The organism is Flavobacterium sp. FlaQc-57, from assembly GCF_044007395.1.
GTDB lineage: Bacteria > Bacteroidota > Bacteroidia > Flavobacteriales > Flavobacteriaceae > Flavobacterium.
On record NZ_JBIPDA010000007.1, the window covers coordinates 236,630 to 249,687 of the forward strand.

At 33.6% G+C, this 13,058-nt stretch carries 12 protein-coding genes and 1 tRNA gene; 3 read left to right on the top strand and 10 right to left on the bottom strand.

Features of this window, described 5'->3' with window-relative positions; all coding sequences use genetic code 11:
- Positions 1–115: 115 nt before the first annotated feature.
- A complete protein-coding gene (locus ACHRVZ_RS19990; protein ID WP_395424712.1) occupies positions 116–583 on the top strand; it encodes a hypothetical protein in 468 nt (155 codons plus the stop codon).
- 1 nt (position 584) lies between these two features.
- Here ACHRVZ_RS19990 and ACHRVZ_RS19995 read toward each other — a convergent pair whose 3' ends face one another.
- Positions 585–1,193 (bottom strand): YkgJ family cysteine cluster protein, encoded by a 609-nt coding sequence (locus ACHRVZ_RS19995; RefSeq protein WP_395424713.1) that lies wholly within the window; start codon positions 1,191–1,193, stop codon positions 585–587.
- Between the two features lie 566 nt (positions 1,194–1,759).
- Between ACHRVZ_RS19995 and ACHRVZ_RS20000 the strand changes: the two genes are divergently transcribed.
- Positions 1,760–3,004 (top strand): DUF3754 domain-containing protein, encoded by a 1,245-nt coding sequence (locus ACHRVZ_RS20000; protein ID WP_395424715.1) that lies wholly within the window; start codon positions 1,760–1,762, stop codon positions 3,002–3,004.
- On the opposite strand, the gene ACHRVZ_RS20005 is transcribed toward ACHRVZ_RS20000, so the two are convergent.
- Positions 2,994–3,230 (bottom strand): hypothetical protein, encoded by a 237-nt coding sequence (locus ACHRVZ_RS20005; RefSeq protein ID WP_395424718.1) that lies wholly within the window; start codon positions 3,228–3,230, stop codon positions 2,994–2,996. The genes ACHRVZ_RS20000 and ACHRVZ_RS20005 overlap by 11 nt on opposite strands.
- Before the next feature lie 308 nt (positions 3,231–3,538).
- On the opposite strand from ACHRVZ_RS20005, the gene ACHRVZ_RS20010 reads away from it, so the two are divergent.
- Complete coding sequence (locus ACHRVZ_RS20010; RefSeq protein WP_395424719.1) at positions 3,539–4,003, top strand: DUF962 domain-containing protein; 465 nt, start codon at positions 3,539–3,541, stop codon at positions 4,001–4,003.
- 111 nt (positions 4,004–4,114) lie between these two features.
- Here the strand turns inward: ACHRVZ_RS20010 and ACHRVZ_RS20015 are convergent.
- From ACHRVZ_RS20015 to ACHRVZ_RS20050, 8 genes are all read right to left on the bottom strand, one after another.
- Positions 4,115–4,188: transfer RNA gene (locus ACHRVZ_RS20015), tRNA-Arg, on the bottom strand.
- A gap of 62 nt (positions 4,189–4,250) precedes the next feature.
- The gene (locus tag ACHRVZ_RS20020; RefSeq protein WP_072975278.1) at positions 4,251–4,700 is read right to left on the bottom strand and encodes a GatB/YqeY domain-containing protein; all 450 of its coding nucleotides are present in this window, start codon (positions 4,698–4,700) and stop codon (positions 4,251–4,253) included.
- Between the two features lie 199 nt (positions 4,701–4,899).
- Entirely contained in the window at positions 4,900–6,930 is a 2,031-nt protein-coding gene (gene ftsZ, locus ACHRVZ_RS20025; RefSeq protein WP_395424721.1) for a cell division protein FtsZ, read from the bottom strand.
- Between the two features lie 84 nt (positions 6,931–7,014).
- Positions 7,015–8,436: a cell division protein FtsA gene (ftsA, locus tag ACHRVZ_RS20030; RefSeq protein WP_395424723.1), complete on the bottom strand. Its 1,422-nt coding sequence runs from the start codon at positions 8,434–8,436 to the stop codon at positions 7,015–7,017.
- Between the two features lie 6 nt (positions 8,437–8,442).
- Positions 8,443–9,165 carry a cell division protein FtsQ/DivIB gene (locus tag ACHRVZ_RS20035; protein WP_395424725.1) on the bottom strand — a complete coding sequence of 241 codons (723 nt, stop codon included), beginning with the start codon at positions 9,163–9,165 and terminating at the stop codon, positions 8,443–8,445.
- Positions 9,152–10,501 (bottom strand): UDP-N-acetylmuramate--L-alanine ligase, encoded by a 1,350-nt coding sequence (gene murC, locus ACHRVZ_RS20040; RefSeq protein ID WP_395424726.1) that lies wholly within the window; start codon positions 10,499–10,501, stop codon positions 9,152–9,154. The genes ACHRVZ_RS20035 and murC overlap by 14 nt, the downstream gene beginning before the upstream one ends.
- Positions 10,502–10,569: 68 nt before the next feature.
- Positions 10,570–11,658, bottom strand: coding sequence for an undecaprenyldiphospho-muramoylpentapeptide beta-N-acetylglucosaminyltransferase (murG, locus tag ACHRVZ_RS20045; protein WP_395424728.1), 1,089 nt, complete (start codon positions 11,656–11,658; stop codon positions 10,570–10,572).
- Between the two features lie 47 nt (positions 11,659–11,705).
- Positions 11,706–13,016, bottom strand: a complete 1,311-nt coding sequence (locus tag ACHRVZ_RS20050; RefSeq protein WP_395424730.1) for an FtsW/RodA/SpoVE family cell cycle protein — start codon at positions 13,014–13,016, stop codon at positions 11,706–11,708.
- Between the last annotated feature and the right edge of the window lie 42 nt (positions 13,017–13,058).

Genomic DNA, 13,058 nt, shown 5'->3' on the forward strand with positions numbered 1-13,058 from the left:
AATTCTCATAAACCGTAAATTTTTACTTTCAAAAAAAAAGCATAACTAAACTAATTTTTCTTACATAAATAATTATATTAGCAACACCACTAATTACCAAAAATAATTGTAGAAAATGACCATTTTTAAGTTCCTATTTAGAAAATCAGATTTAGAATGCCCCAGATGCCTCGGAAAAACATTTGTTGACTGGGAGGATATACGCCGCTTAAATAAACTTCTAAAATGGGTACCCGCACCCTGCGCTTACTGCTTCGGCTCCGGAAGAGTTACAAAAGAAATGATTTCAAAAGTTCCTGTCGATTACACTTACCTAACTATAGATCTACCCGAATCAGAAATGGAAAAAATAAAAGCGGGTAATGCAGAAACACTTGAAAAAGGAAGACTGCGTGAAGTTTTTTTAGACGATCTTATAAAATATGCCGAAAATCATTATTTATACGACAAAATGGACGCGATTAGCATAGCTGATTTATATCTAAGTACTGAAGAAGAAACTGCAACATTTTCATTAGAAAAAGAAAATCTAATTCGGTTTATTGAAAAAGTAATTGAGTTAAAAAGGTCCGAAGTGAATTAAATCAAGCAATATGCTCCAATCCTCCAGGAAAAGGTCTGTAGGCATAATAATGTAAAACTTCTTCAATTGCAATTTTCAATGCTTCGTTAATAGGTAAAAATATCATCCCCATTCTTAGATCAATTTGCGCCAGTTGCATATAATAATCAGTAAAAATAGGCACATTTACACCATTATTAATTGCTTTTTCAGCCATTGAGAAGTTTTCGTTTTGCTCTTCTTTTATGATTTTACAAGTTGCTAATCGTAGTTTTCCAAATTTATCAGTGGTTGCTCCATACCCAAAAAGCCGACATATTAATCCACGATAACGATAATTGCTGCAGCTTCCTTTTTGGTGTTCTATGACCGAAAGCGGACGGTACAAAAAACAATTTTTAGTCGAAATATTTTTTAGCAATTCTAAAGTTTCTTCGGCTTTACCATTCAAAAATAAATGAAACGCCCAAGGCAAAAATTCTAAAGGTGAAGCATCTATGTTTGGCGTAGAACAGCACTTACCGCAACCTGCATTACAAGACAAATTAGTTTTGGATTTAAAAACTGAAATCTCAATTTCAAGACGATCAAACAACGTCTCAACCAGTTGAACCTTTTGTTCTATTGTCATCAGTTTTTTAGTAAGGTAGACTAATAGAAGTGGCTCATGCTATGTTACCTCTTTTTTTGTGAATAGTTTGGTTTTTTGTTTCGAGCTTCAGGTTTCAGGTTTCAAGTTTCAAGTTGTCACAAGAGAAACATAAAAACTCTCAACCTTTGAGTCTTTGAACCTTTGAACCTTTTAAGAAAACCTTTGAACCTTTCAAGAAAACTTTTGAACCTTTCAAGAAAACTTTTTGAACCTTAAAAAAACCCGTATAAATACGCATAGTCAAAACTTTATTAATAGGTAATATTGCTATGAATAATTTTTAGTTTAGAATACTGTTTCATCAAGAGACCTTTTTTTTTTAATTTTTGTCGTTTTTTTTGAACAAAAAGTGGGATTTCAAATCGTTGTTAACAATTTGAAATCCCACTTTTTACTTTCTATCTCGTACTTGTAGAGATTAAGCATTCTGGCAACAGTACTAAAGTTGACATTCCTTCTTTTATCCATAAAAAAGCTTCGAATATCAAATATGTGATCGTATTTTTGCGTTATTAAATGCCACAAAAAATTTAGCCCAAATCTATATGACACGAGAACATTATATTCCTTTCAACAAGGAATTCTTACTCGAACAACAAATAATTCCTTTTGCAAAAGATCCTAAAAATAGTACTGATTTTAAAAGGCTTTTCGATATTATTGAACATTATTATCATTATGAAGCTTTTAATTTAAACCGAAATCTAAAACAAAACTACGCCTTATTTGATCCTGATTTAAGTTTAAAAGAACGCAAAACCTTCATTAACAAAAGTGATTTTTCAGTTTTTAAAGAGACTTTACTGACCGTTTTAGATCAGGGAAATTATACCCGTATTGATCAGGAAACGTTAGACAAAGCATTTCAGGATTCAGATTTAATTGGTTTAAAACTTTCGATCGATTTTAATGCTTTTCAAGATTACGAATTGTATGTTCGCGGGCATCACAAATCGAAAGAGAAAGTCAAAAAATATTTCTTTTGGAAGAAAGAAATTGAGATTGAATACTACGATCGTGTCTTGATTTATTTGCATTATAATGACACCCATTTCCTAAAGAAAAAGAAAGTCAAACTGGGTAAAATGCCAATTGAACCGGGGTCTGTAGTTTTAAAAATCTTTAAACGCGTTCCTAAAAATGACATCGAAACTATTTTTCCAAATGCAATTCCGAGAATGTCAACAACAGACAAATTATTGCTGTGGGTTCCCGGAATTTTTGGTGGTATTTCATTATTAAGCGCCAAAGTAATTCCGGCCTTAATTACTATGTACGATGCTTACCAAACTGGAGAAACTATTGATTTATTAAACAGCAAAACTTCCTTAAATCAGGGATTAATTGCTTTGGGAATTCTTTCTGCTTACTGTTTTCGCCAATACAATAATTTTATAAACAAGAAAATCAAATATTCCAAAATACTTTCCGACAGTTTGTATTTCAAAAATCTTGGGAATAATAGTGGTGCTTTTTATTCTCTCTTAAATTCTTCTGAAGAAGAAATACTAAAAGAAACTATTCTCGCATATACTTTTTTATACAAAAGTGACCAACCCTTAACTGCCGAAGAACTTGATTCTCAAATTGAATCCTGGTTCGAAACAAAACTCAACACCAACCTTGATTTTGATGTAAAAGATGCTTTATCGAAATTGAAAAATATTGGACTTGGTATCGAAACAAACGGAAAATGGGAAGTGATTGCTCTAAATGAAGCGCTTATCAAAATTGATGAATTGTGGGATAATGTTTTTGAATACAATCAAAAATCAGCTTTCAAAATATAGTGATCATCACAAGTAATACTATGAATGAAATCAATGTAGTCAAAATAATAAATGCGCCAAAAAAAAGTTTTAATGCTTCGCTTTTATTTGCTGCATAATTGTCTTTTGATCCAGAGTAATCATAAAAATTGCTTTTGTTAACAGCGATCTCATCAACACTATTTTCATTTTCCAAAATAATATAAAGCAATATTGGAAGAGAATTCTTTAAATCTTTTGGCTCCATAATTTAAAATTTAACGGCAATCGTATGTCGAAATAAAATTAGGAATGAAATAAAGAGTAAAGACCCCGAAAAAGTTTTAAAAACAACAAAATAGGATATACTCTCGTTATCTTGAGTTGTTAATCTACATATGAATTAGAAGCAAAAAACAAATAATAGTGTACCATTAGAAACCATTAAGTTTATTGTTTTTATTGTTTGCATCTCGGGTATCTACTCATACTATGATTTTTCCTTTTCAAGAAATATCGAAATCGATCAAACTAAAGGAAATTTTATTAGATTTACGCATACCTAAATCCAAAACAATGAGAACATTAGAACAATGGTTTGAAGAATATGCTGTAAGTCATCAGAACCCTAAAAATAAAGCGATACACTATGTATGTGTTCCAGCAATTTACTTTTCGATTGTAGGTTTATTAATGAGTATTCCGAGCAGTTTTATTGCCAATACTCTAAAACTAAATGCGCCAATTATTGAAAATTGGGCTTTTATTGTATTACTTTTTGTTCTTGTTTTCTATATCCGATTATCGGTTGCAATGGCGGCCAAAATTGCAATCTTATCAGCGATTTGTTTAGTAGCAAATTATTATATCGGAAAAATTTTCCCGCTGTGGATATTCTCTATTGGTGTTTTTGTAATTGCCTGGATTGGTCAATTCTACGGACATAATATTGAAGGTAAAAAACCTTCTTTCCTAAAAGACCTTCAGTTTTTGATGATTGGTCCGGCTTGGGTTGTGGAGAATTTATTTTCTAGAAAGTAAGCTTAAATAGCAACTTTTAAACAAACTGTTTTTTAACAAAACGAAAACCAATAATCTAGTCATAAAAAGACATAAAAAAACCTATTTCATTACGAAATAGGTTTTTTACTGTGACCCCGGAGGGGTTCGAACCCCCAACCCTCAGAGCCGAAATCTGATATTCTATCCAGTTGAACTACGAGGTCTTTTTTATTTTAGATTATGATTTTAGTCCCAATAGCGATCGGGACTAAAATCATAAATATTCTTATACTAATAATTTCTTTACAATTGCAGAAATGGTTTTTCCTTCAGCAGTTCCACCTAATTGAGCAGATGCTAATCCCATAACTTTACCCATTGAAGCAATTCCTGAAGCTCCGGTTTCAGCAATGATTTTTGCTATTACTGCTTCTACTTCTTCTTCGCTTAATTGTGCTGGTAAAAATTTCTCAATTACAGCAACCTGAGCTAATTCTGGCTCAGCTAAGTCAGGACGATTTTGTTCTGTAAAAATTCTTGCACTTTCTTTACGAGTTTTAACCAATCTCTGAAGTAATTTAACTTCATCATCTTCCGTTAATTCCTCTTTAGAACCTGAAGCTGTTGCAGCTAATAACATTTCAGATTTAATTGCTCTTAATGCTTCTAATGCTACAGTATCTTTTGCTCTCATGGCGGTTTTGATCTCGTCCATGATTAATGTTTGTAAACTCATCTTTATTTTTTTATTTAAATAGGTAAAACCTATAATTGATATGACTATTTGAAGTGCTTTCCCAACTCCGATCTTCCAACAAGATTAACTTTAAAAATTAAGTATAGAAGTCAAATTTTAAATTCTGTGCGAAGATAAAAAAAATAACCCGAAAATTAAATCCAATTTTCGGGCTATCCTAATTATTATGATTGTAAAATTAATCTACGTTGTCGTGCAAAAATGAATTGTTTGAGCGCAATTGCAAATCGTTATTACTATCTGTACCAACTGATATTCTAGAATTGGTATTGTTTGATTGTGAATTTGATAAATCGATACCTAATCTTTTGTAAGCAGGTTCTTTTTCAAGTTCGTCAATTCTAGAAACATTATTATGGAATTTATAATTAAATTCTTTCAACTTTTTTCTTCTTTCTTCAGCTCTTAGGCGTAAAGTTTCTTCGATTGTTAATTCCATCGGAGAAACCTCAGAAGTAGTTGCAAAACTAGCTTCGCTGGCAAAATCAACTTTAGGTTTCATAGTGATGTTTAATTCCTCAGGAATTACTTCTTCAGCTACTTTTTCAACCACTTTAGATGCCATTAAATCATTCTCAACTTCCATATATTCTTCTAAAGAATATTTGATGATTCCGTTATCAGAAAGTTCAGTTACTGGTACAAATTGTACCGGATCATTCACTTTAATATTACGAGTCTCATTTGATAGTTCAAATAAGATTTTACTTTCTTGTTGAGCAACTGGTTCTTTTTTAACTTCTGGCTCTGATCTGAAAAGAGGTAAATCAAATGAAAAAGTCGTTTGTTCTTCTCTCTCAAAAGTTCTTTGTTGAACTTGCTGAACTGGTTTTGCTTCTTGAAAAGTTTGCGCTTCAGGAGCCGAAATCGTAAAATCGATATCTGAAATTGGCGAAACGATTTCAAAAGTTACGTCAAGATTTTTGATAAACTCAGACATAACCACTAATTCTTCCTGATTCATTGATGGAGCAACGGCTACTGGAGCAACTTCAATTGGAGCAACTTCAACTGGAGCAACTTGTGTAGGTGTAAACGGAGTTACGATATCTTCATCTTCCATTAAATCAAAAACAATTTTTTCTTCTGATTTCGCAGTAGGTGTTTCAGCATTTACATCAAAAGAAGTAACTGATTTATTCGTTAAATTATGAACACTTCTTTGCTCATCTTCTAACGTATGAATGATTTTTTTAGGCTCAGTATTTACAATTTCATTTTGTTGTTCAACATCAAAACCTGTTGCAATAATAGTTACAGCAATAGCATCACCAAGAGTTTCGTCTTCACCAACTCCCATGATGATATTGGCATTGTGACCTGCTTCTACCTGAATGTGATCATTGATTTCTCCAATCTCATCCAATGTGATTTCGTTTGATCCAGAAACGATAAGCAACAATACGTTTTTGGCTCCTGTAATTTTGTTATCATTTAACAACGGAGAATCCAATGCTGAAACGATAGCATCTTTCGCTCTGTTCTCACCTGCAGCAACAGAAGATCCCATGATAGCTGTTCCACTGTTTGACAAAACAGTTTTAGCATCACGTAAATCGATATTTTGAGTATAGTGATGCGTAATTACTTCAGCAATACCTCTAGAGGCTGTTGCCAAAACTTCATCCGCTTTAGAGAATCCAGCTTTAAAACCAAGATTTCCGTATACTTCTCTTAACTTATTATTATTGATTACAATTAATGAATCAACTTGCTTACGCAATTTTTCGATCCCTAAAAGTGCTTGTTCCTGACGCACTTTTCCTTCGAACTGAAAAGGAATGGTCACGATACCCACTGTAAGGATTTCTCTTTCTTTTGCTAATTGTGCAATTACCGGAGCTGCACCAGTACCTGTTCCACCACCCATACCAGCGGTAATAAATACCATCTTAGTACCACGGTCTAACATTTTTTCGATATCGGCGATACTCTCAATAGCAGATTGCTGTCCTACATCAGGATTTGCTCCTGCTCCAAGACCTTCTGTTAAGTTCATACCTAACTGAATCTTGTTCGGTACCGAACTATTCTGTAATGCTTGTGAATCGGTATTACAAACGATGAAATCAACGCCTTTAATACCTTGTTTAAACATGTGGTTGATAGCGTTACTACCACCTCCACCTACACCTATTACTTTGATAACATTTGATTGGTTTTTTGGTAAATCAAATGAAATACTTCCAAATTCTGAGTTGCTCATCATCTTTTTGGTTTTTGAAATTCTTATTTAATACATTTTTTACTTCTTGACTTGGGGCCAAAAAAGTAATCCTTTTCTTTTATTATTTTATTCTGCGTTGTCTAAAAAATCTTTGATTTTATCGACATAACGATCAAAAAATGATCTTCTAATTTTAGTTTCCGTAGATTCTTCCTTAGTTACATTAGTTCTAACTTCTCTTGTATCTTCAATAGTTTCTACTCTTTCAACGTAGTTTTCTTCAACTTCGTATCGTTGTTGTACAGGCTGTTGTTGCTGAGGCGGAACATTTCTGTACACCACTTTTGGCTGCTCATTTACAATCTCCATTCTTACAGCACTTTGCGTACTATTCTCGATACTGTTCATTACTAAACCAACTGCAGTTGCAAATAACGGACTAGAGATTTCTTCACTAGAATTTCCGGCTAAATGCTCGTTTGGATATCCAATTCTGGTATCCATTCCTGTAATGTACTCTACTAATTGTTTAATATGTTTTAGTTGAGCTCCACCACCTGTAAGAACGATTCCGGCAATTAATTTTTTACGAGGATCTTCGTGTCCGTAAGCTTTAATTTCAGCAAAAACCTGTTCTACAATTTCTACTACACGAGCATGAATAATTTTAGATAAGTTTTTAAGCGAAATTTCTTTTGGCTCTCTTCCTCTTAATCCTGGAATAGAAACAATCTCGTTGTCTTTATTTTCTCCCGGCCAAGCTGATCCGAATTTTATTTTTAAAAGCTCTGCTTGTTTCTCAATAATCGAACAACCTTCCTTAATATCATCTGTAATTACATTTCCTCCAAAAGGGATTACTGCTGTATGACGAATGATTCCATCTTTAAAAATGGCTAAATCTGTTGTTCCACCACCAATATCAATTAGGGCTACACCTGCTTCTTTTTCTTCCTGACTTAAAACTGCATCTGCAGAAGCTAATGGTTCTAATGTCAATCCAGACAATTCGATTCCTGAACTCTGAATACATCTTCCAACATTTCTGATTGATGATGCTTGCCCAACTACTACGTGAAAACTAGATTCTAATCTTCCACCGTACATTCCAATTGGTTCTTTAATCTCAGATTGTCCGTCGATTTTAAATTCTTGTGGCAAAACGTGAATAATTTCTTCTCCCGGTAACATGGCCAGTTTATTAACCTGGTCAATCAAAAGCTGAATATCTTTTTCGCCAATTACTTCTTCCGGATTATTACGGCTGATGTAATCTGTATGCTGTATACTTCTTATGTGTTGTCCTGCTATACCAACAACAACATCTTTAATTTTATAACCTGAATTATTTTCTGCTTCAAGTATTGCTTGTTGAATGGATTGAATTGTTTGCGTAATGTTGTTTACAACACCTCTTGCAACTCCAAGGCTTTTGGATTTACCAATACCTAAGATTTCCAATTTACCATACTCATTTTTCTTGCCTATCATGGCAACTATTTTGGTTGTTCCAATATCTAGACCTACTGCAATGTTATCTTTTTCCATTTTCTATTATTTTGTGCAAACTACTTGTTCCGTAAACCTAAGGTCAATTTTATTGTATTTGTATAACGAACTATCTAAAACTGCTTTCTGAAAAAAAGCTTTATAGTTTCTAAATTTCTTATCAACATTCATCGTTCTGCCAAAATCGATGAAGTAATTATAATTTCGATTGTACATTTTTAGGCTTCCATTCGGCATAATTTGTATTGCAATGATGTTTTTTTTCAAAAACGCATCGTCATAAATTGTGCGAAATAAAGCCGCTAAATCTTCGTTATTTTTTCCATTTATTGCTCCCGAAACAAGAGGAACTCGCGCTGTAAAATTATCAGACAAAGGCATTTTATCACCCTCATAGTCAATATAAAAAGACTGTTCACCATCATAAACTCTCGCTATTGGTGTCTTCTGTTTTACTACCGCTTTTAGAACTCCATCGATACTTACAAAAACATTCGACTTTTCAATCATGTCTTGCGCATCAAGGTTTTTTTCTATCTTATTCAAATCTAACTCATCTTTTCTAATACTGGAAGCGTCTCTTTTATTTTCTATCAACAATTTATTAACCATTTCCGGCTTCACAAAAAGCGTATTTTCTCCTACAAAAACAACCATAGATTTTTTCAATTTTCTATCTCCGTTTCGATGTTGCGCAAACGAATACAAGAAAAGTACGAGCCCAAAAATGAGAATTAATCGAATATTTGTCCAATTAAATATTTTCATTTAGCATTTTTTTGATTGACGGAACCATTTCTCCAAGATCACCAGCTCCAATTGTTACAATTATTGGCGCATCACTGGCTTTGATCTCCGCTAATAAATTTTCTTTTGCAACAATTTTTTTATTCGAATTTGTCATCTTCCCTAACAGCCATTCTGATGTAATTCCTTTCATCGGTAATTCGCGTGCAGGATAAATGTCCATCAATAATACTTCATCAAACTGAGACAAACTTTCAGCAAATCCATCAGCAAAATCTCTTGTTCTGCTGAATAAATGCGGCTGAAAAATAGCTAAAACTTTACGTTCCGGATACAATTCTCTAACCGCCTGATGCACTGCATTTATTTCTGTTGGATGATGCGCATAATCATCAATATAAACTAAATCATCTGACTTAATTTGATATGAAAAACGTCTTCTGATTCCGTTGAATGAAGCAATGGCTTTTGCAATAGAATCGGTCGGGGTGCCGAAAGTCTTCGCCATCGCAATAGCCATTAATCCATTCATTAAATTGTGTTTCCCAGGTAATCCGAAATGTAAATCTTTCATAATTTCTGATGGCGTTTGCACATCAAAAACATAACTTCCATCTTCGATTCGAACATTGAAAGCTTTATATACTGCATCTTCATTTATAGCGCATTGCACTCCTTCAAGTGGCAATTCTTTTGTTATAAATAGATTTTTTTTATCTTCTACTTTTGAAGCGAATTCTACAAACGAAGCTTCAATAGCCTCACTTGTTCCGTAAATATCCAAATGATCTGCATCCATTGAGGTTATGCAGGCGATATTTGGATGCAGATGCAAAAACGAACGATCAAATTCATCAGCTTCTACAACTGTTACAGTTTTTCCGTTTCCAATTAAATTAGAATTATAATTCTCAACAATTCCACCCACAAATGCTGTAACATCAGCACCGCTTTCATATAAAATATGTCCTAAAATACTTGATGTGGTAGTTTTTCCATGCGTTCCTGCAACAGCAAAACTAAAAGTATCTTTGGTAATAATTCCCAATACTTCAGCACGTTTTTTAACCTCGTACTGTCTTTCAATAAAAAAATTCCACTCCGAATGTGTTTTTGGTACAGCCGGTGTAAAAATCACCAATGTATTCTCTACAAAGTAATCACTCGGAATTAAATTAATATTGTCTTCAAAATGAATATCAATACCGCTTTCAATTAATTCACTTGTTAGCATTGATGGTGTTTTATCGTAACCAGAAACCTGTTTCCCTATGTTTTTAAAATAGCGAGCCAGAGCACTCATTCCGATGCCTCCAATACCTATAAAATAAACGTTTTGTATTTGATTTAAATTCATTCTTTTTCTGCTTTAGGCTTTAGGTCATAAGCTATAAGCTCTCCTCCTTCCACTTTATGACTATTCTTTTACTTAATTAACTTTACAATCTCCGCTACGATGGCTTGTGTTGCTTTTGGCATTGCCAATCGTTTTATGTTTGTACTTAGCTGTTTTTGTTTTCCTTCATCCTTTAATAGCGCTTCAAAAACAATACTAAATTCATTATCTAATTCTGATTCTTTTAATAAAATAGCACCTTTTGCATCAACAATTGCCTGCGCATTTTTGGTTTGATGATCTTCGGCTACATTTGGTGACGGAATAAAAATTACCGGTTTCCCAACAATACATAATTCTGAAACCGATGACGCTCCCGCTCTTGAAATAATCACATCTGCCGCAGCATAAACGAAATCCATTCTTTCAATAAAATCAACCACTTTTACATTTGGCTGATTGTATTTTTTATAATCTTCAAAATATAACTTTCCGCATTGCCAGATTATCTGAACATTTTCAGAAAGGAATTTTTCTAATTCTTTTTCAATTAACTGATTAATTCTTCTGGCTCCTAAACTTCCTCCTAAAACCAATAATGTTTTTTTATTCGGGTCTAAACCATAAAAAGCAATTGCTTCATCGCGCTTGCTATCAATATCAATTAAATCCTGACGAACCGGATTTCCAGTCAAAACAATCTTTTCTGCAGGAAAAAATCTTTCCAAATTTCCGTAGGCGACACAAATTGCATTTGCCTTTTTACTCAATAATTTATTTGTAATTCCCGGATATGAATTTTGTTCCTGAACTACTGTCGGAATTCCTGCCGAACCTGCTGCCTGCAATAATGGACCGCTGGCAAAACCTCCTGTACCAATTACTACATTTGGCTTAAACTGCTTGATGATCTTTCTTGACTCTAGCAAACTTGTTGCCAGTTTTAAAGGAAACATCAAATTTTGTAATGTTAATTTTCTTTGTAAACCTGCAATCCAAAGCCCTTTTATATTGTAACCTGCCTGAGGTACTTTTTGCATTTCCATTTTATCTTTGGCACCTACAAAAAGAAATTCCGCATCAGGAAATTGTAATTTTAACTCATTCGCAATCGCAATTGCAGGATAAATATGTCCTCCTGTCCCACCACCGCTTAGTATGAATTTATACTTTGTCATATTTTTTAAAAGTTACAACGTTTTAAAAACTATCCTATTTTTAAACTTTATTTATTTAATACTGCATTCATCGGATTTCTGGAATTATCCTCAATCGAATACATTCCTTCTTCTTCATAAACTTCATCAGCCGGCAAATCTTCTTCTGATAATTCTTTATCGATTAATCTCTGAAGTGCTTCTTTGCGTCTTTCTTTCTCTTCTAGTTCTTCTGCAATTTCTTCATCTTTCTTTGTCACACTAATGATAATCCCGAGTGAAAAACATGTCATCCAGATTGAGCTTCCTCCACTACTAATCAGCGGAAGCGTTTGTCCTGTTACCGGTAATAATTCAACGGCAACCGCCATATTGATCATCGCCTGAAATATCATCGGAAACCCGAGCCCGACGACGACTAATTTTCCAAATAATGTAGTTGCTTTATGAGAGGCAATTACAAATCTGAATAATAACAACAAGTACAAAACCAAAATAGCCACTCCACCAACTAAGCCATATTCTTCAACAATAATTGCATAAATAAAATCGGAAGACGATTGTGGCAAAAAGTTTTTCTGAACACTTTTTCCTGGTCCAACTCCGCCTAATCTACCAGATGCAATTGCAATTTTTGCTTTTTCAATTTGATAATCATCTTCATCTGGTTTGTCTGTGGTAAAGTTCGTAATACGACTTTCCCAAGTTGACACCCTACTGAAGAATCGAGACTCCGGAAAAGCTTTGGCTACTAAAAGAAAAAACAGCAGCATACCAACTCCTGATCCTATAATAAAACCAATATACTTAAGCGGATATCTACCAATAAAAGTCAACATAATTACCATTGCAAATATCAACGCTGTAGTCGAAAAGTTGGCTGGTAAAATAAGTGCCAATGTTACAAATACTGGTAACCATAATTGTATTAATGATACTTGAAAAGGCTCATTTTCTTCTTTTGTTTTTGACAAATAGCGCGCAACAAATATGAATAAAATACTAGCTGCCAAAGTTGAAGTCTGAAACGTAATACCAATAAATGGCACCTGAATCCAACGACTTGCATTCGCTCCGGCAATCACAGTTCCTTTTAGCAATGTATAAAGTAACAGAAACCAAACCACTGGTAAAGCTATTTTTGAAATGGCTCTAAAATAATGATACGGTACTCTGTGCACCCAATAAATTATTAAAAAACCAATACAAACGTGAGCTAAATGTTTTACTAAATAACCTAAAGTATTCCCAGTTCCGTGACCTATGTAAGCCAGGTTACTACTCGCACTAAAAACAGGCATAAACGAAAACAGCGCTAATAAAGCCACGAATGACCATATTACTCTATCTCCTTTTAATTTGTTTACTAACTCCTTCATTCCTCTTTAGTTTCAAGTTTTTCTTGTTTCAGGTTTCAAGTT